21 protein-coding genes are annotated in these 24,345 nt (G+C 60.1%); 16 read left to right on the top strand and 5 right to left on the bottom strand.

The window, feature by feature from the left end; translation table 11 throughout:
• The first annotated feature begins 31 nt into the window (after positions 1-31).
• On the top strand, positions 32-211 hold the full coding sequence (locus J3D54_RS18145; protein ID WP_253420951.1) for a PA1571 family protein: 180 nt from the start codon (positions 32-34) through the stop codon (positions 209-211).
• A 189-nt stretch (positions 212-400) separates the two neighbouring features.
• Here the strand turns inward: J3D54_RS18145 and pdxB are convergent, their stop codons facing one another.
• Positions 401-1,543 (bottom strand): 4-phosphoerythronate dehydrogenase PdxB, encoded by a 1,143-nt coding sequence (gene pdxB, locus J3D54_RS18140; RefSeq protein WP_253420948.1) that lies wholly within the window; start codon positions 1,541-1,543, stop codon positions 401-403.
• A 345-nt stretch (positions 1,544-1,888) separates the two neighbouring features.
• On the opposite strand from pdxB, the gene J3D54_RS18135 reads away from it, so the two are divergent.
• Positions 1,889-3,298, top strand: coding sequence for an MATE family efflux transporter (locus J3D54_RS18135; protein ID WP_253420935.1), 1,410 nt, complete (start codon positions 1,889-1,891; stop codon positions 3,296-3,298).
• On the opposite strand, the gene tusA is transcribed toward J3D54_RS18135, so the two are convergent.
• Both tusA and rlmM read right to left on the bottom strand, forming a co-directional pair.
• Complete coding sequence (gene tusA, locus J3D54_RS18130) at positions 3,295-3,546, bottom strand: sulfurtransferase TusA (RefSeq protein ID WP_007907805.1); 252 nt, start codon at positions 3,544-3,546, stop codon at positions 3,295-3,297. The two genes, J3D54_RS18135 and tusA, sit on opposite strands and share 4 nt — an antisense overlap.
• A gap of 177 nt (positions 3,547-3,723) precedes the next feature.
• Positions 3,724-4,797: a 23S rRNA (cytidine(2498)-2'-O)-methyltransferase RlmM gene (gene rlmM / locus J3D54_RS18125; protein ID WP_253420932.1), complete on the bottom strand. Its 1,074-nt coding sequence runs from the start codon at positions 4,795-4,797 to the stop codon at positions 3,724-3,726.
• 222 nt (positions 4,798-5,019) lie between these two features.
• Between rlmM and acnA the strand changes: the two genes are divergently transcribed.
• The 3 genes from acnA (at position 5,020) to J3D54_RS18110 (ending at position 10,407) form a co-directional block, all read left to right on the top strand.
• Positions 5,020-7,761, top strand: coding sequence for an aconitate hydratase AcnA (gene acnA / locus J3D54_RS18120; RefSeq protein WP_253420929.1), 2,742 nt, complete (start codon positions 5,020-5,022; stop codon positions 7,759-7,761).
• A 185-nt stretch (positions 7,762-7,946) separates the two neighbouring features.
• Positions 7,947-8,738: a CPBP family intramembrane glutamic endopeptidase gene (locus J3D54_RS18115; protein ID WP_253420926.1), complete on the top strand. Its 792-nt coding sequence runs from the start codon at positions 7,947-7,949 to the stop codon at positions 8,736-8,738.
• A 103-nt stretch (positions 8,739-8,841) separates the two neighbouring features.
• Positions 8,842-10,407 carry a PAS domain-containing methyl-accepting chemotaxis protein gene (locus tag J3D54_RS18110; RefSeq protein ID WP_253420923.1) on the top strand — a complete coding sequence of 522 codons (1,566 nt, stop codon included), beginning with the start codon at positions 8,842-8,844 and terminating at the stop codon, positions 10,405-10,407.
• 96 nt (positions 10,408-10,503) lie between these two features.
• Here the strand turns inward: J3D54_RS18110 and J3D54_RS18105 are convergent, their stop codons facing one another.
• On the bottom strand, positions 10,504-11,181 hold the full coding sequence (locus tag J3D54_RS18105; RefSeq protein WP_253420920.1) for an alpha/beta family hydrolase: 678 nt from the start codon (positions 11,179-11,181) through the stop codon (positions 10,504-10,506).
• Positions 11,182-11,276: 95 nt separating this feature from the next.
• On the opposite strand from J3D54_RS18105, the gene ccoN (J3D54_RS18100) reads away from it, so the two are divergent.
• The 8 genes from ccoN (J3D54_RS18100) (at position 11,277) to ccoP (J3D54_RS18065) (ending at position 18,178) form a co-directional block, all read left to right on the top strand.
• Positions 11,277-12,701: a cytochrome-c oxidase, cbb3-type subunit I gene (gene ccoN, locus J3D54_RS18100; protein WP_253420918.1), complete on the top strand. Its 1,425-nt coding sequence runs from the start codon at positions 11,277-11,279 to the stop codon at positions 12,699-12,701.
• A 10-nt stretch (positions 12,702-12,711) separates the two neighbouring features.
• On the top strand, positions 12,712-13,320 hold the full coding sequence (gene ccoO, locus J3D54_RS18095; protein WP_253420915.1) for a cytochrome-c oxidase, cbb3-type subunit II: 609 nt from the start codon (positions 12,712-12,714) through the stop codon (positions 13,318-13,320).
• A 3-nt stretch (positions 13,321-13,323) separates the two neighbouring features.
• Positions 13,324-13,524, top strand: coding sequence for a cbb3-type cytochrome c oxidase subunit 3 (locus J3D54_RS18090; protein ID WP_253420913.1), 201 nt, complete (start codon positions 13,324-13,326; stop codon positions 13,522-13,524).
• Positions 13,521-14,474 carry a cytochrome-c oxidase, cbb3-type subunit III gene (ccoP, locus tag J3D54_RS18085; protein ID WP_253420911.1) on the top strand — a complete coding sequence of 318 codons (954 nt, stop codon included), beginning with the start codon at positions 13,521-13,523 and terminating at the stop codon, positions 14,472-14,474. The genes J3D54_RS18090 and ccoP (J3D54_RS18085) overlap by 4 nt, the downstream gene beginning before the upstream one ends.
• A 482-nt stretch (positions 14,475-14,956) precedes the next feature.
• A complete protein-coding gene (gene ccoN, locus J3D54_RS18080; RefSeq protein ID WP_007942208.1) occupies positions 14,957-16,399 on the top strand; it encodes a cytochrome-c oxidase, cbb3-type subunit I in 1,443 nt (480 codons plus the stop codon).
• Positions 16,399-17,007 (top strand): cytochrome-c oxidase, cbb3-type subunit II, encoded by a 609-nt coding sequence (ccoO, locus tag J3D54_RS18075; RefSeq protein WP_003199605.1) that lies wholly within the window; start codon positions 16,399-16,401, stop codon positions 17,005-17,007. The genes ccoN (J3D54_RS18080) and ccoO (J3D54_RS18075) overlap by 1 nt, the downstream gene beginning before the upstream one ends.
• Positions 17,008-17,012: 5 nt before the next feature.
• Positions 17,013-17,198, top strand: a complete 186-nt coding sequence (locus J3D54_RS18070; protein WP_003175465.1) for a CcoQ/FixQ family Cbb3-type cytochrome c oxidase assembly chaperone — start codon at positions 17,013-17,015, stop codon at positions 17,196-17,198.
• Positions 17,195-18,178, top strand: a complete 984-nt coding sequence (ccoP, locus tag J3D54_RS18065) for a cytochrome-c oxidase, cbb3-type subunit III (RefSeq protein ID WP_253420909.1) — start codon at positions 17,195-17,197, stop codon at positions 18,176-18,178. Before J3D54_RS18070 ends, ccoP (J3D54_RS18065) begins: the two co-directional genes overlap by 4 nt.
• Before the next feature lie 56 nt (positions 18,179-18,234).
• Here the strand turns inward: ccoP (J3D54_RS18065) and J3D54_RS18060 are convergent, their stop codons facing one another.
• On the bottom strand, positions 18,235-19,239 hold the full coding sequence (locus J3D54_RS18060) for a metallophosphoesterase (protein WP_253420894.1): 1,005 nt from the start codon (positions 19,237-19,239) through the stop codon (positions 18,235-18,237).
• A 487-nt stretch (positions 19,240-19,726) separates the two neighbouring features.
• Here J3D54_RS18060 and ccoG point away from each other — a divergent pair, with 487 nt between their 5' ends.
• The 3 genes from ccoG to J3D54_RS18045 all read left to right on the top strand — a co-directional run bounded on the left by ccoG (position 19,727) and on the right by J3D54_RS18045 (position 24,331).
• Positions 19,727-21,142: a cytochrome c oxidase accessory protein CcoG gene (gene ccoG / locus J3D54_RS18055; RefSeq protein ID WP_253420891.1), complete on the top strand. Its 1,416-nt coding sequence runs from the start codon at positions 19,727-19,729 to the stop codon at positions 21,140-21,142.
• 11 nt (positions 21,143-21,153) lie between these two features.
• A complete protein-coding gene (locus J3D54_RS18050; protein WP_253420888.1) occupies positions 21,154-21,693 on the top strand; it encodes a FixH family protein in 540 nt (179 codons plus the stop codon).
• Between the two features lie 187 nt (positions 21,694-21,880).
• Positions 21,881-24,331 (top strand): heavy metal translocating P-type ATPase, encoded by a 2,451-nt coding sequence (locus tag J3D54_RS18045; protein WP_253420885.1) that lies wholly within the window; start codon positions 21,881-21,883, stop codon positions 24,329-24,331.
• The last annotated feature ends 14 nt before the right edge of the window (positions 24,332-24,345 follow it).

Raw genomic sequence — 24,345 nt, 5'->3', positions numbered from 1 at the left:
GTAAGCACACAACCTGATGAGGAGACAGGCCATGTCCTTGCAAAACAGCAGCGACGACAAGATTCAAGTGATCCGCACACAGCCAGACCAGTCTCTGGGTTGCTCGATTATTGATAAGGATGGGCGCGAAGTACCGATCACTGAAAGCATGATCCAGGACGCTTGCCGCGAACTGGAAGAGCGATTGGTCAAGCCTGCCGAACAAAAGTGATATAGCCACCGTCTTCTTGACCCGGCCCTGTTGGCCGGGTTTTTTATGGATGCTTTTTGAGGGGGCTTCGCCCCCAATCGCGGGCAAGTCGGATCGCCGCACCGCCGCTCCCACAGGATTACCGCGACTCCAAAATTGATGCATGACCTGTGGGAGCGTGGCTTGCCCGCGATTGGGCCGACACGGTCTTCAGACCGCCAAAGCCCCCAAAGCCGCGACGATCTTCTGCAACACCGGCGATTCCCCGTCGATCCGCACTTTCAACCCATCGATCTCACGCCGCAGCGGGTAATGTTTGCGCAGCGCATCGAACGCCGCACGCTGTTCGCTCACATTGCCTACAAGGCTGCGGCGGAAATCCGCGTCGTCGCGGCGCGGGTCGTACACGCCACGGCATAACATCGCCAGCGCCCAGGCCGGATCGGTGTCGGCGTTCAACGTCACAGCTGACAGCCATGGCGCTGGCAGCAAATCGTTCAGGCTGACCTGTTCCGGTTGCCCAAGGAACTTGCAAAACGCCTGATAGATCTGTGCCGTCCCGCGCTGCTTGCCGTCGAGGCTGTAGCCAGCAATGTGCGGCGTCGCGATGACGCACAACTCCGCCAACGCCACATCGACTTCAGGCTCAGCCTCCCAGACATCCAGCACCGCTTGCAGATCTTCGCGTTGCAACAGCACCTGACGCAGGGCCGTGTTGTCGATTACCGGGCCACGACTGGCGTTGATCAGCCAGGTGCCGGGCTTGAGCTGGGTCAAACGGCCCTTGTCGAATAGATGCCAGGTTGCCTGAGGGCCTTGCTTGTCCAGCGGCGTGTGCAAGCTGATGACGTCGCATTGCTCGATGATCTGCTCGAGGCTGACGTAATCCCCCCCTTCAGCGGCTTGTCGTGGCGGATCGCAAACCAGCACGTTCCAGCCCAGGCCTTGCAGAACCTTGACCAGGCGCCCGCCCACTTCACCGGCGCCGACCACGCCGTAAGTGCGCTGAGTCAGGTCGACACCTTCGATTTCGGCCAGGGTCAGCAAGCTGCCCAGCACATAATCGACCACACCCCGGGCATTGCAGCCCGGCGCGCTGGACCAAGTGATGCCGGCCTGCTGAAAATAGTCCAGATCCAAATGATCGGTGCCGATGGTGCACGTGCCGACAAAGCGCACCTTGCTGCCTTCGAGCAATGTGCGGTCGACGTTGGTCACCGAGCGCACCAGCAGCACATCGGCCTGCTCGACAGTGGCGCGGTCGATGGAACGTCCCGGCACTCGGCGGATTTCACCGAAGCTTTCAAAGAAAGCATCGAGCAACGGGATATTTTCGTCGGCAACAATCAACATGGCAGGCTCCTTTGGCGGACCGGCAGTTTAGGCGCAGATGACCGTCGTGGGCCAGCGGGCATTGCGCAACTCGAAGTGATGAGACACCACCGCCCTGTGGCGAGGGGGCTTGCCCCCGTTGGGCTGCGAAGCGGCCCCTTGAAGCTGCACGTGCAGCTATAGACACACCACGTGCAATGGATTGGCGACTGCTTCGCAGCCGAACGGGGGCAAGCCCCCTCGCCACAGGGAATGTCGCGACGTTCGAAACCATTTACAAATCCGCAACACAGGATTTTTCCTGACCATTGTGTCAAGGCGTAGAATGCGCCGCCTCGCGCATCAAAATCCTTTGGACGTTTCGCCTTGAATTCCGTGACTGACCACACTGCCGCTATTTCCCTCAACCGCCCGGCACGGGTTCGCCTGGAGCTGAAAAACCTGCTCGGCCTGGCATTGCCGATCATGATTGCGCAACTGGCGACCACCGCCATGGGCTTCGTCGATGCGGTGATGGCGGGCCGGGTCGGGCCTCGCGACCTGGCGGCCGTCGCGCTCGGCAACTCGATCTGGGTGCCGGTGTTTCTGTTGATGACCGGTACGTTGCTGGCCACTACCCCGAAAGTCGCCCAGCGCTTCGGTGCCGGCACCCACAGCGAGATCGGCCCGATCGTGCGCCAGGCCTTGTGGCTGGCGCTGGTGGTGGGCTTGATGGCGACCGGCCTGCTGTTCAGCGCCGAACCGATCCTGCACATCATGAAGGTCGATCCCGAGCTGATCGGCCCGTGCATGCAGTACCTGCACGGCATCGCCAGTGGGCTGCCGGCCGTCGCGTTCTATCACGTGCTGCGCTGTTTCAGTGATGGCCTGGGTCGCACGCGCCCGGCCATGGTCCTGGGTTTGTGCGGGTTGGCGCTGAACATTCCGCTCAATTACATCTTCATCTACGGCCACTTGGGTGTGCCGGCGATGGGCGGTGTCGGCTGCGGCTGGGCCACGGCAATCGTGATGTGGATGATGGCGCTGGGCATGGCCGGCTGGGAGCGCTGGGCGCCGGCCTATCAGTCGAGTCAATTGTTCAGCCGTTTCGACTGGCCGCAGTGGGCGGTGATCAAAAGCTTGCTGGGCATCGGCCTGCCAATCGGCATCGCGGTGTTCGCCGAGTCGAGCATCTTTGCGGTGATCGCCCTGCTGATCGGCAGCCTCGGCGCCACTGTGGTCGCCGGGCACCAGATTGCGCTGAATTTCAGCTCACTGGTGTTCATGATCCCCTACTCCCTCGGCATGGCCGTGACCGTGCGGGTTGGCCAGGCACTTGGCCGTGAAGAACCGCGCGAAGCACGCTTCGCCGCCGGGGTTGGTATGGGCACGGCGCTGGCCTACGCTTGTCTGTCGGCGAGCCTGATGCTGTTGCTGCGTGAACCCATCGCCGCGATCTACACCGCCGACCCGACGGTGATTCATGTGGCCGCGATGCTGATTGTGTATTCGGCGCTGTTCCAGTTTTCCGATGCGATCCAGGTGACAGCGGCCGGTGCCCTGCGCGGCTATCAAGACACGCGAGTGACAATGATCCTGACGCTATTCGCTTATTGGGGCATCGGTTTGCCGGTGGGTTACGCCTTGGGCCTGACCGATTGGTTCGGCGCGCCGAGCGGCCCGAGCGGGCTGTGGCAGGGTTTGATCGTCGGCTTGAGTTGCGCGGCGCTGATGCTGTCGATCCGCCTGGCGCGCAGTGCGCGCAAGCGGATCCGCATCAACCGTTCGGCGGGTTAAGCGAGTTTCTTGCGGATCCAGTACAGGTAGGTGCCTGCCTCTTCGTGCTGCGCGACCAGTTCGTGGTCGAGAAACACGCAGAATTTGGGAATGTCGCGACGGGTCGACGGGTCGGTGGCGATCACCTTCAGCAGGCCGCCAGGCACCAGGTCACGGATGTGCTGGTGCAGCATCATCACCGGTTCCGGGCAATTGAGGCCGGTGGCATCGAGGGTGCCGTCGACCGGCGTATCGATCATTTCACTCATGATTAACTCCTGAAACGTGCCGGCATTGTCGCGCATTGCCGGGTTTGACGTCATCTGTGTCGTACACCGGACCTGTGGGAGCGGGCTTGCCCGCGATAGCGGTTGATCAGCCAGCATAAATGCTGAATGTACCGTCCTCATCGCGGGCAAGCCCGCTCCCACAGGGATCCGTGTGAATCAGCGGGTTTTCGGTTTTTTTACGTCAAGCCGGCGCAAATGGCAGGTCACTTCTTCACGATCGTGATACAGCTGCTTGCAGCCGATTTCAACCCGAATACCCCGCGCCTTGAACCCCTCGGCAATACGTTCCAGCAAACGCTTCACTTCGGCATAGCGCTGTTTCATCGGCAGCTTGAGGTTGACCACCGCTTCCCGGCAATGCCCCTCGCCAATCCATTCTTCCAGCATCGCCGCGTTGCGCGCCGGCTTCTCGACGATGTCGCAGACCATCCAGTCCACTGGCTGCTTGGGCTTGAAGGTGAAACCGTCGGCCATCAAGTGCTGCACCAGACCGGTGTCCATCAAGCTTTCGGCCATCGGGCCGTTGTCGATGGCGGTCACCAACATGCCGCGGTTGACCAGTTGCCAGGTCCAGCCGCCAGGTGCGGCACCGAGGTCGACACCGGTCATGTCGCTGTGCAGGCGCTCGTCCCACTGCTCGCGGGGGATGAAATGGTGCCAGGCCTCTTCCAGCTTCAACGTCGAACGGCTCGGCGCTTCACGGGGGAACTTCAGGCGCGGAATACCCATCGGCCACATCGCCGAGTTGTTCGACTCCGCCAGGCCCATGAACACTTCGCGGCCGCTCTTGAAGGTCAGCAGCAGCCGCGGCTTATTGGGGTCTTCCACCAGTTTGCCGGCTGTCATCAACGCCTTGCGCAGGTGCACTTCGAATTTCTTGCAGAAGTTCGACAGTTCTTTGCCATCGTTGGTGTCGACCATTTCCAGCCACAAGCTGCCGCACAGCGGGAAGTCCGCCATGTGCGCGAGGATTACGCTGATGCGGTCGGTTTCCGGCAGATCAATAAAGATCCCCCGGGCCCACTGACGCGGGAAGATCAAGTCGGCGAAACGCTGGCCACGCATCAGGCGCTCGGCGCCGTCTTCTTCGGTGCAGATGAATTCGGCATAGGCGCTGGCGGTCTTGGCCTTGGCATAACCGGCCACGTTCAGCCGCGCGGCATGTTCGGAAATCTCGGAACAGACTTCGCCTTCGAAGCCCGGCCGGCAATGCATAAAGAGGGTGTTCATTCTTACTCCTGGGCAGTTGGCGGAAAAATTGCGCCACTGCGCGATGCCCAGGCTTGCGTTGAAGCAAAGCCTGTCACGAAAACCGGCGCATGATAGCCGAGATCGGAACCTTGGACTTGCCCTTAGGGTCCAGTTATTAGCCTTAAGCACCAAACAGGACTAGGTTTAAACCTTTGCCCTTCCCTCCGTCCGTAGCCGTGCGGACTTAAAGGAGTTATTTCAATGCCGTCCCTCGATAGCCTGAAAACCCTTAAAACCTTACAAGTCGACGACAAGACCTACCACTATTTCAGCCTGCCCGAAGCCGCCAAGAGCTTGGGTGATCTGGACAAACTGCCGATGTCGTTGAAAGTGCTGCTGGAAAACCTGCTGCGCTGGGAAGACGAAAAAACCGTTACCGGCGCCGACCTCAAGGCGATTGCCGCCTGGCTCAAGGAGCGTCGCTCCGATCGCGAAATCCAGTACCGCCCCGCGCGGGTATTGATGCAGGACTTTACCGGCGTCCCCGCTGTGGTCGACCTGGCCGCCATGCGCGCCGCCATGGCCAAGGCCGGTGGCGACCCGCAGCGCATCAATCCGCTGTCGCCAGTGGACCTGGTGATCGACCACTCGGTGATGGTCGACAAGTTCGCCAGCTCAAGCTCCTTCGAACAGAATGTCGACATCGAAATGCAGCGCAACCACGAGCGTTACGCCTTCCTGCGCTGGGGCCAGAGCGCCTTCGCCAACTTCAGTGTGGTGCCACCGGGCACCGGTATCTGTCACCAGGTCAACCTTGAATATCTGGGACGCACGGTCTGGACCAAGGATGAGGACGGGCGCACCTATGCCTTCCCGGACACCCTGGTCGGCACCGATTCCCATACCACCATGATCAACGGCCTCGGTGTACTCGGCTGGGGCGTCGGCGGGATCGAAGCGGAAGCCGCGATGCTCGGCCAACCGGTGTCGATGCTGATTCCGGAGGTGATCGGCTTCAAACTCACCGGCAAACTCAAGGAAGGCATTACCGCCACCGATCTGGTGCTGACGGTGACCCAGATGCTGCGCAAGAAAGGCGTGGTCGGGAAGTTCGTCGAGTTCTACGGCGACGGCCTCGCTGATCTGCCGCTGGCCGACCGCGCGACCATCGCCAACATGGCTCCGGAATACGGCGCCACCTGCGGTTTCTTCCCGGTGGACGAGGTGACACTGGAATACTTGCGCCTATCCGGTCGCACCGCACAAACCGTAAAATTGGTGGAGGCCTACAGCAAGATTCAAGGCCTGTGGCGCCTGCCGGGCAAGGAACCGGTGTTCACCGACAGCCTGGCCCTGGACATGGGCAGCGTCGAAGCCAGTCTCGCCGGGCCGAAGCGCCCACAAGACCGCGTCTCGTTGCCGAATGTCGCGCAAGCGTTCACTGATTTTCTCGGCCTGCAAATCAAACCCACCAGCAAGGAAGAAGGTCGCCTCGAAAGTGAGGGCGGCGGTGGCGTCGCGGTGGGTAACGCCGATCTGATCGGTGAAGCGGACTACGCCCACGAAGGCCATACGCATCGGCTGAAAAACGGTGCAGTGGTGATTGCCGCGATCACGTCCTGCACCAACACCTCCAACCCCAGCGTGATGATGGCTGCGGGGCTACTGGCAAAAAAAGCCGTGGAGAAAGGCCTCAAGCGCAAACCCTGGGTCAAGAGTTCGCTGGCTCCCGGCTCGAAAGTGGTCACCGACTACTACAAGGCAGCCGGCCTGACACACTACCTGGATGAACTCGGTTTCGCTCTGGTCGGTTATGGTTGCACCACCTGCATCGGCAACTCCGGACCGTTGCCGGAACCGATCGAAAAAGCCATCCAGAAAGCCGACCTGACCGTCGCCTCGGTGCTGTCGGGCAACCGCAACTTCGAAGGTCGTGTGCATCCGCTGGTGAAAACCAACTGGCTGGCCTCCCCGCCCCTGGTCGTCGCCTACGCACTGGCCGGCACGGTGCGCATCGACATCAGCACTGAGCCCTTGGGTAACGACAAGGACGGCCACCCGGTTTACCTGCGAGACATCTGGCCGAGCACCAAGGAAATCGCCGAGGCGGTGACACAGGTGAACACCGCGATGTTCCACAAGGAGTACGCCGAAGTCTTCGCCGGTGACGAACAGTGGCAAGCCATCGAAGTGCCGCAGGCGGCGACTTATGTCTGGAACAACGATTCAACGTATATCCAGCACCCGCCCTTCTTCGATGACATTGGCGGCCCTGCGCCGGTGGTCAAGGATGTCAAAGGAGCGAAAGTCCTCGCGCTGCTCGGCGATTCGGTGACCACCGACCACATCTCCCCGGCCGGCAACATCAAGACGGACAGCCCTGCCGGTCGTTACCTGCGCGAGCAAGGGGTGGAACCGCGGGACTTCAACTCCTACGGCTCGCGTCGCGGCAACCACGAAGTGATGATGCGCGGCACTTTCGCCAACATCCGCATTCGCAATGAAATGCTCGGTGGTGAAGAAGGCGGCAACACGATTTACATTCCGACTGGGGAAAAGCTGCCGATCTACGACGCGGCCATGCGTTACCAGGCATCGGGCACGCCGCTGGTGGTGATCGCCGGGCAAGAATACGGCACCGGCTCGAGCCGTGACTGGGCGGCCAAGGGCACCAACCTGCTGGGGGTCAAAGCGGTCATCGCGGAAAGCTTCGAGCGGATTCACCGTTCAAATCTGGTGGGCATGGGCGTATTGCCCTTGCAGTTCAAGCTGGATCAGAACCGCAAGAGCCTGAACCTCACCGGCAAGGAAACCCTGGACATCCTTGGCCTGACGGGCGTCGAGCTGACCCCGCGAATGAACCTGACACTGGTCATCACCCGTGAAGACGGCAGCCAGGAAAAGGTCGAGGTGCTGTGCCGGATCGATACCCTGAACGAGGTGGAGTACTTCAAGGCCGGAGGAATTTTGCATTATGTGTTGCGGCAATTGATTGCTTCGTAACAGCCGACTGACAACGACACCGCCTTCGGGCGGTGTTTTTGTTTGGGCGGTGTATGTCTCTATAATCGCCCTCCGATTGCATCGGTATTGTGTACGACACATAGCCAATGTGGGAGCGACCTGTGGTGAGGGGGCTCCCACATGGCCCGGGGCAATCCGCAGAATCTCTGAAACAAGGACTTCAAATGATCGCTCTGCCATGGATCTATCTGGCACTTCTCTCCGCTGGCTACAGCCTCGCTCTGATCTACGGCCATCTCGGCTGGCTCGCCGCTATTTCTTTCGGGTTGCTGCTGGTCGCAGGTTCCGCCGTTCGCCAGCAACAGATTCTGATTGGCCGCTACCTCGGCCATGGCTTGTTCTTCGTCCTGGCGGTGGCGCTGGCGACACACTGGCTTCCCGGTTTCTACAACGGTCGCGCCATCGATCCCCAGCGCTTCACCGACGATGCCGTGCGGTTCGCCATGTACCTGAATCTGGACAAACCCCTGATCGGCTTTTGGCTGTTACTGGTCTGCCCATGGATTATCGGCCGGCGCTCCCTTCGACTGACCGTTTATGCCACCGCCCTCGCCTTGGCCGTAAGCGCCGTGCTGGCCCTGGGTGGTGCGCTGTTGCTGGGGGTGATCAGTTGGGCACCGAAGTGGCCGGACCAGGCCTGGTTGTGGCTGCTGAACAATCTGTTGCTGGTGACGCTGGTGGAAGAAGCACTGTTTCGCGGCTACATCCAGGGCGGTCTGAGCCGGCAGTTTAAACACCTGCCTTATGGCGAAAACCTCGCGCTGGTGCTCGCATCGATGCTATTCGGCCTCGTTCATCTGGGCGCTGGCTGGCAATGGGTGTTGCTGGCGAGCCTGGCCGGTATCGGCTATGGCCTGGCCTACCGATTCGGTGGGTTAGGTGCGGCCATCGCCACCCATTTTGGTTTGAATCTACTGCATTTCGGCTTGTTCACCTATCCGATGCTCGCGGGATGACGCAGCGGTCGTTTTGCGACGCGCTACTGATTATTGAAAAAAAACCTCAATAAATGCCTGACGATGCCGATACCTCTTCAAAGCCTTGCGGATTGAAAAAGCCATGCGTAACAACCAGCCCATTACACAACGCGAACGGACCTTCCCGGCTCAGCAACGGTTGATTTCCACCACCGATGCCAAGGGCATGATCACCTACTGCAACGACGCCTTCGTCGAAATCAGCGGGTTTTCGCGTGAGGAACTGATCCGTGCGCCGCATAACCTGGTTCGTCATCCAGACGTCCCGGCGGCGGTGTTCGCGCACATGTGGGGCACACTGAAACAAGGCTTGCCATGGATGGGCATTGTCAAGAATCGCTGCAAGACCGGTGACCACTATTGGGTTAACGCCTATGTCACACCGGTGTTCGAAGGCAATCAGGTGATCGGTTACGAGTCGGTGCGGGTCAAACCCACCGCCGAACAGATCCGCCGTGCCGAAGCGCTCTACCAACGCATCAACCAGGGCAAGTCGGCGATCCCTTCAACAGACAAATGGCTGCCGGTGCTGCAGGACTGGCTGCCGTTCATTCTGGTCAGCCAGCTGAGCTTCATGATCGGCGCCTCGCTCAACTCCCAGTGGGGCTTCGCCCTCGCCGCCGGTCTCTCGGTGCCATTGGGCTTGATGGGTTTGAGCTGGCAACAGCGCGGCATCAAGCGTTTGCTGCGCCTGGCCGAACAGACTACGTCCGACCCGCTGATCGCACAGATGTACACCGACAGCCGTGGCGCCCAGGCGCGTCTGGAAATGTCGATCCTCAGCCAGGAAGCACGCCTGAAAACCTGCCTGACCCGTCTACAGGACACCGCCGAGCACCTGACCGAGCAAGCGAAACAGTCCGACACCCTGGCCCATAACAGCTCCACCGGCCTGGAACGTCAGCGCGTCGAAACCGAGCAAGTGGCAGCCGCCGTCAATCAGATGGCCGCTACCACTCAGGAAGTCGCCAGCCACGTGCAGCGCACCGCCGACGCCACTCAGGAAGCCAATCGCCTGACCGGTCGCGGTCGCGACATCGCAGGCGAAACCCGCGAAGCCATTCAGCGCCTGTCGGTGGTGGTCGGTGAAACCGGCCTGACCGTGACGCAACTGGCCAAGGACAGCGACGAAATCGGCGGCGTGGTCGACGTGATCAAAGGTATTGCCGACCAGACCAACCTGCTGGCCTTGAACGCCGCCATCGAAGCGGCCCGTGCCGGCGAGATGGGCCGTGGTTTTGCGGTGGTGGCTGACGAAGTGCGCCAACTGGCGCAACGCACCAGCGAATCCACCGGACAGATCCACACCCTGATCGCCAAGCTGCAACAGACCGCCAGCTCGGCGGTGCAAACCATGGAGGCCGGCCATCGCCAGGCCGAAGAAGGCGTCGCGCGAGTTTTGGAAGCGGATCAGGCGCTGGTGGGCATCAGCGAAGCAGTGGCCCACATCACCGACATGACCACCCAAATCGCTGCCGCGACCGAAGAGCAAAGTTCGGTGGCCGAAGAAATCAGCCGCAACATCAGCAACATCTCGCACCTGGCTGACCAGACGTCGGAACAGGCGCAGCACTCGGCGTTGTTGAGTGAAGAACTGACCAAGACCGCGAATACCCAGTATTCGTTGGTGGAGCGGTTTAATCGCTGATCGTGGTCGAAAAACAAAAAACCCGGACGGCGAAAGCTTCCGGGTTTTTTGTTGCCTGGTAGATCGCCATCGCGGGCATGTCTGCCGGCGAGAATCTCACTGCAGAAATGCAGCTACCTTCCCCGCCGCAGCCGCCAAATGCTGTCCATGGGTAAAACCTGAAGCCTTCAATGGCTTCAGGTCATGATCTCCCGACGCCAGCCACATCACCTCAATGCTCGGCGACAAGGTGTAAGCCTCAACGGCTTCCCGGTTACCCAAAGCATCACGCTCCCCCTGCACAATCAACGTCCGGGTTTTCAAAGAAGCCAAATGCTCAACCCGCGGCTTCTCCGGCTTCCCCACCGCATAAAACGGATACCCCAGACACACCAACCCATCCGCGCCAAGTTCGTCAGCCACCAAACTCGCCATCCGCCCGCCCATCGACTTGCCGCCAATGGCCAGACGCCCAGCGACATGGCGTCGCACCGCAGCATAGACCTCACGCCAGCACTCGAGCAGTTTCGGCGCTGGGTTCGGTGGACGTCTACCGCCATCAATACGCCGCTGGGCCATGTACGGGAATTCGAAGCGCAACACGTTGACGCCTTGCGCGGCAAGGCGCGCAGCCATGTCGCTCATCCAGTCGCTGTCCATCGGCGCACCGGCACCATGGGCCAGGATCAGCGTCGCCGAGGCCTTGCCGACAGCGGCATTCCACAACCATCCATGATCCCGCACGCACTGCGCCCATTGATCCCCGTCAATACTGGCCTTGTGCTGTTTGTCCATGCTTGCCTCGCTTTTAGTCTGCTTATAACTCCAGGCGAAGGGAGCGTTGCCTTGTGCAAACGTTCTCACTTCGGCTGAACCGTGGATGGGGAACCATGAACACTTCTATCAGTACCGCCTACAACTACAAGGTGGTCCGCCAATTCGCCATTATGACGGTGGTGTGGGGCATCGTCGGCATGGGGCTCGGGGTTTTTCTCGCCGCCCAGTTGGTCTGGCCCGAACTCAACTTCAATCTGCCATGGACCAGTTTCGGCCGGTTGCGCCCCCTGCACACCAACGCGGTGATCTTCGCCTTCGGTGGCTGCGCCCTGTTCGCCAGTTCGTTCTACTCGGTGCAACGCACCTGCCAGACACGGCTGTTCGCGCCGAAAATCGCCGCGTTCTGCTTCTGGGGCTGGCAACTGGTAATCCTGCTGGCGGCGATCAGCCTGCCGCTGGGTTACACCAGTTCCAAGGAATACGCCGAGCTGGAATGGCCGATCGACATCCTGATCACCATCGTCTGGGTGGCCTACGCCATCGTGTTCTTCGGCACGATCATGCAGCGCAAGACCAAACACATTTATGTCGGTAACTGGTTCTTCGGTGGATTCATCATCACCGTGGCGATTCTGCACATCGTCAACAACCTGGAATTGCCGGTGAGTTTCACCAAGTCCTACTCGCTGTACGCCGGTGCGACCGATGCCATGGTGCAGTGGTGGTACGGCCACAACGCCGTAGGCTTTTTCCTCACTGCCGGTTTTCTCGGGATGATGTATTACTTCGTGCCGAAACAGGCCGAACGGCCGGTGTATTCCTATCGCTTGTCGATCGTGCACTTCTGGGCGCTGATCACCCTGTACATCTGGGCCGGCCCCCACCACCTGCACTACACCGCACTGCCGGACTGGGCGCAGTCGCTGGGCATGGTGATGTCGCTGATTCTGTTGGCGCCGAGCTGGGGCGGGATGATCAACGGCATGATGACCCTGTCGGGTGCGTGGCATAAGTTGCGCAGCGACCCGATCCTGCGCTTCCTGGTGGTGTCGCTGGCGTTCTACGGCATGTCGACCTTCGAAGGGCCGATGATGGCGATCAAGACGGTCAACGCCCTCTCCCACTACACCGACTGGACCATCGGCCACGTTCACGCCGGCGCGCTCGGCTGGGTGGCGATGATTTCCATCGGCGCGCTCTATCACATGATCCCGAAAGTCTTCGGCCGCGAGCAGATGCACAGCATCGGCCTGATCAACGCGCACTTCTGGCTCGCGACCATCGGCACCGTGCTGTACATCGCCTCGATGTGGGTCAACGGCATCGCCCAGGGCCTGATGTGGCGCGCAGTCAACGAGGACGGCACGCTGACCTACTCGTTCGTCGAGACCCTGGTGGCCAGCCACCCCGGCTTCATCGTGCGACTGGCGGGCGGCGTGATCTTCCTCAGCGGCATGTTGCTGATGGCTTACAACACTTGGCGCACCGTGCGGGCCTCGCAGCCTGCCGAAGCCGTTGCTGCCGCGCAGATCGCCTGAGGAGTCCGCGATGAAACACGAAACAATCGAGAAAAACGTCGGCCTGCTGATGTTGCTGATGGTGTTCGCCGTGAGCATCGGCGGCCTGACCCAGATCGTCCCGCTGTTCTTTCAGGACGTGACCAACAAACCGGTGGAAGGCATGAAGCCCTACACCGCGTTGCAGCTGGAAGGTCGTGATATTTACATCCGCGAAGGCTGCGTCGGTTGCCACTCGCAGATGATCCGCCCGTTCCGTGCAGAAACCGAGCGCTACGGCCATTACTCGGTGGCCGGGGAAAGCGTGTGGGATCACCCGTTCCTCTGGGGCTCCAAGCGTACAGGGCCGGATCTGGCCCGTGTCGGCGGTCGCTATTCCGAAGACTGGCATCGCGCGCACTTGTACAACCCGCGCAACGTGGTGCCGGAGTCGAAGATGCCGGCGTATCCATGGCTGGTGGCCAACCTGCTCGACAGCAGCCACACCGAAACCAAGCTCCGCGCCATGCGCACCCTCGGTGTGCCTTATACCGATGACGACATCGCAGGCTCAGTCGCTTCGCTCAAGGGCAAGACCGAGATGGACGCACTGGTCGCGTACCTGCAAGTGCTCGGCACAGCCATCAAGAGCAAGAGGTGAGTCATGATCATTGATATGAGCACAGGCCTGATCCGCGGCCTCGGCACAGTCGTGGTGTTCGTGGCCTTCGTCGGCCTGACGCTGTGGGTGTTCAACAGCAAGCGCAATCCGCAATTCGCCGAAGCGCGCCTGCTGCCGTTCGCTGACGAGCCGCAACCCGAAACCACCCAAGAATCTGCAATAACAAGGAGTACCCGGCCATGACCACCTTCTGGAGTGCGTGGATCTGCGTACTGACCATCGGCAGCCTGATCGGCCTGACCTGGCTGCTGATCGGCACGCGCCGGGGCGAAACCAAGGGTAGCGTCGACCAGACCATGGGCCACAGCTTCGACGGCATCGAGGAGTATGACAACCCGCTGCCGCAGTGGTGGTTCATGCTGTTCGCCGGCACCCTGGTGTTCTCGGTTGGCTACCTGATTCTTTATCCGGGCCTGGGCAACTGGAAAGGCATCTTGCCCGGTTATGAAAACGGCTGGACCGGCGTGCACGAATGGGAAAAGGAGATGAACAAGGCGGACGCGAAGTTCGGGCCGATCTTCGCCAAATTCGCGGCAATGCCGGTGGAAGAAGTAGCGAAAGACCCGCAAGCGCTGAAAATGGGCGGCCGCCTGTTCGCCTCCAACTGCTCGGTGTGCCACGGTTCGGATGCCAAGGGTGCGTTCGGTTTCCCCAACCTGGCTGACAGCGACTGGCGCTGGGGCGGCAGTGCCGAGACCATCAAGACCACCATCATGGGTGGCCGGATGGCGGCCATGCCGGCCTGGGGTGAAATCCTCGGTGAAGCCGGCGTGAAAAACGTCGCCGCGTATGTGCGTCACGAACTGGCGGGCCTGCCGTTGCCGGCCGACAGTGGCGCCGATGTGCAAGCCGGACAGCAACTGTTCAGCACCACCTGCGTCGCCTGCCATGGGGCAAACGGCCAGGGCACTGAAGCCATGGGGGCGCCGAATCTGACGCATCCGGCCGGGTTCATCTACGGCGCCAGCCTGGCGCAACTGCAACAAACCATCCGCCATGGCCGCCAGGGCCATATGCCGGCGCAGAACGAACTGCTCGGTAACGACAAGGTGCAATTGCTGGCCGCTTACGTGTACAGCTTGTCCCACGGAGTCAGCACCGAGCGTTTGCAGGCACAAGGGAAAAGCGAATAATTTTTGACCGCTCTGCTGCCGCATTCTGCGGAATGCGGCAGTTCCCTGCCTCTTTGCGACCCATTGTCGCACCCTTCCATTCCCCTTCCTTTCGGTTCACCAGATTCAGGTCTAAGCTACCTCGGTGCGGACTGGCATGAGTCGGTTCCAGGTCGATTTTACCCGATGTGTTCGACGATTCTGCTCGATGACAGGCCGCAAAGGCTGGTAGATACCGGCTGTCGCGCAAATTGCCGTCTGTCCCTCGATCATTGCGTTTGAACACACGCCGTTACAACTGACCTGAACCCCTCGCCTTTTTCATCCGCTGCGACATTTTGTCAGAGGGCAATTTTGTCCTTACGCGGCGCATGGAAAGGCCGCAGAATCAGCTTTTGAAAGCATTGACCCAGGTCATGGCGCGTTGCAATGACCCCCCGCTTTCTCCATACTTGCGGCCGATTTTTACTCCTAATAAAACACCCAAACCGTGGAACCTTAGAATGAGCACAGCAATCAGTCCGACTGCTTATAACTATAAGGTAGTCCGCCAGTTCGCCATCATGACGGTGGTCTGGGGGATCCTTGGCATGGGGCTTGGTGTCTTCATCGCCTCACAGCTCGTATGGCCGGAATTGAACTTCGGTCTGCCGTGGACGACTTTTGGACGCTTACGCCCGTTGCACACCAACCTGGTGATTTTCGCCTTCGGTGGTTGTGCTCTGTTTGCCACTTCTTACTACGTCGTGCAGCGAACCTGCCAAACGCGACTGATCTCCGACAGCCTCGCGGCCTTCACCTTCTGGGGTTGGCAAGCGGTGATCGTCGGCGCGATCGTGACCTTGCCGATGGGTTTCACCACCACCAAGGAATACGCGGAACTGGAATGGCCCCTGGCTATTCTGCTGGCCATCGTCTGGGTCACCTACGGTCTGGTGTTCTTCGGCACCATCGTCAAGCGCAAGACCAAACACATCTATGTCGGTAACTGGTTCTACGGTGCCTTCATTGTCGTGACCGCGATGCTGCACATCGTCAACCACATGTCGCTGCCGGTCAGCCTGTTCAAGTCCTACTCGGCCTACGCCGGTGCGACTGATGCAATGATCCAGTGGTGGTACGGCCACAACGCCGTAGGCTTCTTCCTGACTACCGGCTTCCTGGGGATGATGTACTACTTCGTGCCGAAACAGGCCGAGCGTCCGATCTACTCCTATCGCCTGTCGATCGTGCACTTCTGGGCGCTGATCACCCTGTACATCTGGGCCGGTCCGCACCACTTGCACTACACCGCACTGCCGGACTGGGCTCAGTCCCTGGGCATGGCGATGTCGATCATCCTGCTGGCTCCGAGCTGGGGCGGCATGATCAACGGCATGATGACCCTGTCGGGCGCCTGGCATAAGCTGCGCACCGACCCGATCCTGCGCTTCCTGGTGGTGTCGCTGGCGTTCTACGGCATGTCGACCTTCGAAGGCCCGATGATGGCCATCAAGACCGTCAACTCGCTCTCGCACTACACCGACTGGACCATTGGCCACGTACACGCCGGCGCCTTGGGCTGGGTAGCGATGATCTCGATCGGCGCGATCTACCACATGATTCCGAAACTGTTCGGCCGTGCGCAGATGCACAGCACCGGCCTGATCAACGCGCACTTCTGGCTCGCGACCATCGGTACCGTGCTGTACATCGCTTCGATGTGGGTCAACGGCATCACCCAGGGCCTGATGTGGCGTGCAATCAACGACGACGGCACCCTCACCTACTCGTTCGTCGAAGCGCTGCAAGCCAGCCACCCTGGTTTCATCGTTCGTGCCCTGGGCGGCGCGTTCTTTGCCAGCGGCATGCTGTTGATGGCCTACAACGTGTTCCGTACCGTTCGCGCCTCGGACCCGGCTGAAGCTGAAGCCGCCGCCAAGATTGCTGTAGTTGGAGCTCACTGATGAAGCATGAAGCAGTCGAGAAGAATATTGGCCTGCTGGCCTTCTTCATGGTTATCGCCGTCAGCATCGGCGGCCTGACCCAGATCGTTCCGCTGTTTTTCCAGGACGTTACCAACAAGCCGGTCGAGGGCATGAAGCCGCGTACCGCCCTTGAACTGGAAGGCCGCGACATCTACATCGCCAATGGTTGTGTCGGCTGCCACTCGCAGATGATCCGCCCGTTCCGTGCTGAAACCGAACGCTACGGCCACTACTCGGTCGCCGGTGAAAGCGTCTGGGACCACCCGTTCCTGTGGGGCTCCAAGCGTACCGGTCCGGACCTGGCCCGTGTCGGCGGTCGTTACTCCGATGACTGGCATCGTGCGCACTTGTACAACCCGCGCAACGTGGTGCCCGAGTCGAAAATGCCGGCCTACCCGTTCCTCGTAGAAAACAAGCTCGACGGCAAAGACACCGCCAAGAAAATGGAAGTCTTGCGCACGCTCGGCGTCCCTTACACCGACGAAGACATCGCCGGCGCCAAGGATGCGGTGAAGGGCAAAACCGAAATGGACGCGCTGGTGGCCTATCTGCAAGGCCTGGGCACCATCATCAAAAGCAAACGGTGATTTAGATGGATATCGGGATGATTCGTGGCCTGGGCACCGTTGTTGTGATGGTGGCCTTCATCGGTCTGGCGTTGTGGGTATTCAGCCCCAAGCGCAAGTCGGAGTTTGAAGACGCGACCTTGCTGCCTTTCGCGGATGATCCCGAAGCCATCAAGCACGTCGAGCAAGCTTCTAGGAGTAATAAAGAATGACTACGTTCTGGAGTCTGTACGTCACAGTCCTCAGTCTCGGCACCATCTTCGCCCTGACCTGGCTGCTGCTGTCTACCCGCAAGGGCCAGCGCGCCGAGCAGACCGACGAGACGGTCGGCCACTCCTTCGACGGGATCGAGGAGTACGACAACCCACTGCCGAAATGGTGGTTCATGCTGTTCGTGGGTACCATCATCTTCGCCCTTGGCTACCTGGTGCTTTACCCGGGCCTGGGCAACTGGAAAGGCCTGCTGCCGGGTTACAACTATCTCGATAACGACAAGCAGACCGCGTTCGCCAACGGCCAGACCGGCTGGACCGGCGTTCACGAGTGGGAAAAGGAAATGGCCAGGTCGGACGCCAAGTTCGGCCCGATCTTCGCCAAGTTCGCCTCCATGCCAATCGAAGAAGTCGCCAAGGACCCGCAAGCCCTGAAGATGGGTGGCCGCCTGTTCGCCTCCAACTGCTCGGTCTGCCACGGTTCCGACGCCAAGGGCGCTTATGGCTTCCCTAACCTGACCGACGCCGACTGGCGCTGGGGCGGTGAAGCGGCAACCATCAAGACCACCATCATGGGCGGTCGTCACGCGGTGATGCCGGCCTGGGCCGAAGTGATCGGCGAACAAGGCGTTGCGGACGTTGCCGCTTACGTGGTGACCAACCTCGATGGCCGCAAGCTGCCGGAAGGTGCCAAGGCCGACCCGGCTGCCGGCCAGAAGATTTTCGCCGCCAACTGCGTGGCTTGCCACGGTCCGGAAGGTAAAGGCACCCCAGCCATAGGCGCCCCTAACCTGACCCACCCGGCCGCGTTCATCTACGGTTCGAGCTTCGCTCAACTGCAGCAGACCATCCGTTACGGCCGCCAGGGCCAGATGCCTGCGCAAGAACAGCTGCAAGGCAACGACAAGGTTCACCTGCTGGCCGCTTACGTCTACAGCCTCTCTCACGGTGAGAAAGCGCCGGTGGCAGACGCCCAGTAAGGCAAACGCTCGATGCAACAAAAAAAGGCCCCGCCAGTGATCTGGCGGGGCCTTTTTCATGGGCGACTGGCGAAAATTGATTTCACCGGTACTTTCGCCACGAAATTGCGGCTTGGCCACTGGTTGTTTTCGACCAGATCGACCTGCAGTTGTTTGCGATCCGCGGAAAAACTGGCAATCAGATAGGTCTCCTGGGAAGCGCTGCCGCTGAGGAAAACGGGCACGTTACCCCTATACGACATGGAACCGCCGCTTTCATGAAGATGACCTGCGAATATGGCCGTCACCTCATATTTCGCGATCATATCCCTGAAACGACTTTCCTGACTCCAGTCACCCTGCCAGTCATTGGGTTTATGCATGTTGATAATGATCGCGTAACCTTGGGCCCGGGCAACGCGCAAATCATTTTCAAGCCAATCCAGCGCAGCGGTAATGTTAAACGTTGTAGGATTCAGGGGATGGGAAATTTTGGTTGCGTAAGTCGGCTCATTATTAAGCTGGACCAGATGAACCTCCCCTATATTTTTGGAATAGGCAAGACTGCCCGAATACGTCCTATCAAACAAAAAGCCCGTAATTTTCAAATCGAAGTTATCTGCCTTGCCGGCATGATGCTCTTGATATTCGACAATACTGCCCGCCGCACAACTATTACTAAAACAATCATCGACATTATTCTGATAGTCATGATTACCCAAGCCGTACAGATAGTCTTTATTAAAGTACTTCTGCAGCGTCGAATGGATATACGAGCGCTGCCAGCCATGACCAAACGCCGTCATGTCACCGTTGATCATCAACGGTACCTGCGACTGACCGCCCATCTTGCTCCTGAAATCCGCAATACTCGCGAACTGGGTCTCCACCAGCCACTTGGCGCGCTGTTCAAATTCGCTGTCAGATTCATATTCATCATTGTCCGTTTTATCCGTCCACGGATACTGCGGATCAGACGCGAAGACCATATGAAGCGGCGTACGCTCACTTGAATGTGCGATAGATGCCAACGACAAGATCCATATGCATGCGAATAACTTCGCACCTTCTACAATGCTCATAGAATTCCATTTCCGTAATATTAGATAGGCACACTGCTGTTTAACAACTGCATGCCAGAACAACTTATTCCAGAAAATAGAAAACCGCAAACATCAAACAACGAGCAATTTAGTTAATATATTTCCGACTTACTCATAACAACTGACAGCGTTGCTTTCGCCAGGAGCGTCGTGATCCCATACAGGGAAACGTAATGCGCGCCTGACTGAAGCGCCACCACGCCATACCGCCTTCGATGCCAGGATTTTGCCGGTCGATGCCACCGTAGCGCTCGAATGAGCTCGCCGCCCCCACAAAACCGTCCATAATTTCACAAGTCAATTGATTCAAGTCATTACACTGTCAGTTGATTTCTACCAACGTGACCAAAGGTCGCACCCTTGTGCCAGAGCTACAGGCGTATCATTGCGCCACTGCAACACCTCTTTTTGACCACGGTCGGCACGTACTGACCGGGGCATTTTTCCACTGCCGTGGGATGCAATGATGAGCAATCAGATTCCGGTACACGACGTCACTCCACCTGCCAAAAACGCGAATAACAGCGTCGACCTCTACGCCTCTCGAGAAAAGATCTATACCCGCGCCTTCACCGGTCTGTTCCGCAACCTGCGGATGGCAGGTGGTGCCGCGCTGTTTTTGCTGTATTTCGGTACGGTGTGGCTGAACTGGGGCGCTCACCAGGCTGTCTGGTGGAACCTGCCGGAGCGTAAGTTCTTCATTTTTGGCGCGACCTTCTGGCCCCAGGACTTCATCCTGCTCTCGGGCATTCTGATCATCAGCGCCTTCGGCCTGTTCTTCATTACCGTGTATGCCGGTCGGGTCTGGTGCGGCTACACCTGCCCGCAAAGCGTCTGGACCTGGATCTTCATGTGGTGCGAAAAGGTCACCGAAGGCGACCGCAACCAGCGCATCAAGCTCGACAAGGCGCCGATGAGCGCCAACAAATTCCTGAGAAAATTCAGCAAACACACGATGTGGCTGCTGATCGGTTTCGTGACCGGCATGACCTTCGTCGGCTACTTCTCGCCGATTCGTGAACTGGTGATCGACTTCTTCACCGGTGAAGCCGATGGCTGGTCGTATTTCTGGGTCGGTTTCTTCACCCTCGCCACCTACGGCAACGCCGGCTGGTTGCGCGAGCAGGTGTGCATTTACATGTGCCCCTACGCACGCTTCCAGAGCGTGATGTTCGACAAGGACACGCTGATCGTCTCCTACGACCCGCGCCGGGGCGAAAGCCGTGGCCCGCGCAAGAAAGGCATCGACTACAAGGCCCAGGGCCTGGGCGATTGCATTGACTGCACCATGTGCGTCCAGGTCTGCCCCACCGGCATCGACATCCGCGACGGCCTGCAAATCGAATGCATCGGCTGCGCGGCCTGCATTGATGCCTGCGACAGCATCATGGACAAGATGGATTACCCGCGCGGCCTGATCAGCTATACCACCGAGCACAACCTGTCGGGGCAAAAAACCCATAAACTGCGTCCGCGCCTGATTGGCTACGCCTTGGTGTTGCTGACCATGATCGCGTTGCTGGTGACCGCGTTCTTCATGCGCTCGCTGGTCGGTTTCGATGTCAGCAAAGACCGCGTGCTGTACCGCGAGAACGCTGAAGGCCGGATCGAAAACGTCTACAGCCTGAAGATCATGAACAAGGACCAGCGCGACCACACCTACGTGCTCGAGGCCACCGGCCTGCCGGACCTCAAGCTGCAAGGCAAGCGTGAGATCAAAGTCGCCGCCGGTGAAATTTTCAGCCAGCCGGTCGAGTTGTCCAGTTCACCGGAGCAACTGCCGTCGAGCACCAACGAAGTGAAATTCATCCTCAAGGATGCCGATGACGCCAGCGTCCACGTTGAAGCCAAGAGCCGATTCATCGGCCCACAAATTCGTTAAGAGAAATGATCATGCCCGCAGCAACTGCCGCAAGTCCCTGGTACAAGCACCTTTGGCCGTGGATCATCATCGCCATCCTGGCCTGCTCGGTGACCTTGACCCTGTCGATGGTGACCATCGCGGTGAACAACCCGGACAACCTGGTCAACGACAACTATTACGAGGCCGGCAAAGGCATCAACCGCTCCCTGGACCGTGAACTGCTGGCCCAGACCCTGCAGCTGCGTGCCAGCGTGCATCTGGATGAGGTGACCGGCGAAGTCGACCTGCGCCTGAGCGGCAACAGCCAACCGAAAACCCTTGAACTGAACCTGATTTCGCCGACCCAGCCAGAGAAGGATCGCAAGATCACTCTGGCCCGCAGCGAAACCGAACAGGGCCGCTACATCGGCCAGCTGAGCGACAAGGTCGAAGGCCGACGCTTTGTTGAATTGTTGGGTGTGCAGGACGACAAGACCTGGCGCATGTTCGAGGAAGAACAGGTCAGCCATGCCAAGGATCTGCTGCTCGGTGACGAGCCGTTGCAAGGCGCCGAAGACCTGAAAAAATAGTCACAACGATCTCCTGTGGCGAGCGGGCTTGCCCGCGTTCGGTTGCGCAGCAGCCGCAAGTTGTCTACTCGATCTATCGAGAAGTTCGCGCTGACTGTCTTTGGGACCGCTGCGCGGTCCAACGGGGGTAAGCCCCCTCGCCACAGAGGCCTTTGGGCCTGCCACAATGGTTTTCATGGCAACAAACATGACCACTCCAACCCCCTGCTACCACTGCGCTCTGCCCGTCCCGGCCGGTAGCCGCTTCACCGCCGCCGTCCTCGGGGATACCCGCGAGTTCTGCTGCCCGGGTTGCCAGGCGGTGGCCGAGGCCATCGTGGCCGGAGGGCTGGAAAGTTATTACCAGCATCGCAGCGAAGCCTCGGCCAACCCCGACGCCTTGCCGGTGCAGTTGGTCGACGAGCTGGCGCTGTATGATCGCGCCGATGTGCAGCAACCCTTTGTCCGTCACGAAGGCGAACTCGCCGAAACCACTCTGTTGATGGAAGGCATCAGTTGCGCCGCGTGTGGCTGGCTGATCGAAAAGCATCTTCGCAGCCTGCCGGCGGTGGCCGAAGCACGTCTGAATCTGTCCAATCATCGCCTGCACGTGCGCTGGGCGGACGCGCAATTGCCGTTGAGCCAAGTGCTCAGCGAATTGCGCCACATCGGTTACGCCGCTCACCCTTATCAGGCCGACCGCGCCAGCGAACAACTGGCCAGCGAAAACCGTCTGGCCCTGCGCCAACTCGGCGTTGCCGGGTTACTGTGGTTCCAGGCAATGATGGCGACCATGGCCACCTGGCCGGAATTCAACATCGACCTCAGCCCCGAACTACACACCATCCTGCGCTGGGTCGCGCTGTTTCTCACCACGCCGATCGTGTTCTACAGCTGCGCGCCGTTCTTCAAAGGGGCGATGCGCGATCTGCGCACCCGGCACCTGACCATGGATGTCTCGGTGTCGCTGGCGATCGGCAGTGCGTACATCGCCGGGATCTGGACCTCGATCACCGGAGTCGGCGAGCTGTATTTCGATGCGGTGGGGATGTTCGCGCTGTTCCTGCTGGCCGGGCGCTATCTGGAACGCCGCGCCCGGGAACGCACCGCCGCCGCGACCGCACAACTGGTCAATCTGTTGCCCGCCTCGTGCCTGCGGCTGAGCGCTGATGGCCAGAGCGAGCGGATTCTGCTCAGCGAGTTACGCGTGGGCGATCAGGTGCTGGTGCACCCCGGCGCGATCCTGCCGGCCGACGGCAAGATCCTCGACGGTCAGTCGAGCATCGACGAATCCCTGCTCACCGGCGAATACCTGCCACAACCACGGACCCCGGGCGACGCGGTCACTGCCGGCACTTTGAACGTCGAGGGTGCGTTGACCGTGGAAGTCCTCGCGTTGGGTCAGGACACGCGCCTGTCGGCCATCGTCCGCCTGCTGGATCGCGCCCAAGCTGAGAAGCCGCGGCTGGCGGAAATCGCTGACCGCGCCGCGCAGTGGTTTTTACTACTGACGCTTATCGCCGTGGCCGCCATCGGCCTGCTCTGGTGGGAGCTGGATTCATCGCGAGCGTTCTGGATTGTCCTGGCGATGCTGGTTGCCACCTGCCCGTGCGCCTTGTCCCTGGCCACGCCGACCGCCCTCACCGCCGCCACCGGCACGCTGCACAAGTTGGGGCTTTTGTTGACGCGCGGCCATGTACTGGAAGGCCTGAACCAGATCGACACGGTAATTTTCGACAAGACCGGAACCCTCACCGAAGGTCGTCTGGCTTTGCGTTCGATCCGGCCGCTTGGGGCACTGGCCAGCGATCAATGCCTGAGCCTCGCCGCCGCCCTGGAAAACCGCTCCGAACACCCGATCGCCCGCGCTTTTGGCCGCGCGCCGCTGGCCGCCGAAGAAGTCCACAGCACGCCGGGCCTGGGCCTTGAAGGCTTGGTCGGCGCGCAACGCTTGCGCATCGGCCAACCGGGTTTTGTCTGCGAACTCAGCGATGCTCAAGTGCCGATGATGCCCGATGAGCCCGGCCAATGGCTGCTGCTCGGCGACAGCCAGGGACCGCTGGCGTGGTTCGTCCTCGACGACCGTTTGCGCGCCGATGCCCCTGCCCTGCTGGCGGCATGCAAGGCTCGCGGCTGGCGCACCTTGCTGCTGTCCGGCGACAGCTCGCCGATGGTCGCCAGCGTCGCCGCCGAATTGGGTATCGACGAGGCCCGTGGCGGTTTGCGTCCGGACGATAAATTGCAGGTGCTGCAACAACTGCACCAGGAAGGTCGCAAGGTGTTGATGCTCGGTGACGGGGTCAACGACGTGCCGGTGCTGGCCGCCGCCGACATCAGCGTGGCGATGGGCTCGGCCACCGATCTGGCGAAAACCAGTGCCGACGCGGTGTTGCTATCGAACCGCCTCGACGCGCTGGTGCAAGCCTTCAGCCTGGCCCGTCGCACCCGTCGGGTCATCATCGAGAACTTGCTGTGGGCAGCGCTGTACAATGGCCTCATGTTGCCATTCGCCGCCCTCGGCTGGATCACCCCGGTGTGGGCCGCGGTCGGCATGTCCATCAGTTCGTTGACCGTGGTGTTGAATGCTTTGCGCCTGACTCGCCTGCCGAGCGCGCCAGCCACCAGCGCCACGCCAGAAACCCGTCCGCTGCCGGCTTGAGCCGCGCGGGCATG

It is taken from the genome of Pseudomonas sp. GGS8 (genome assembly GCF_024168645.1).
In the GTDB taxonomy this organism is placed as follows: Bacteria; Pseudomonadota; Gammaproteobacteria; order Pseudomonadales; family Pseudomonadaceae; genus Aquipseudomonas.
The sequence above is the reverse complement of the archived record's forward strand: the minus strand, read 5'-3'. Positions and strand labels throughout refer to the sequence as shown.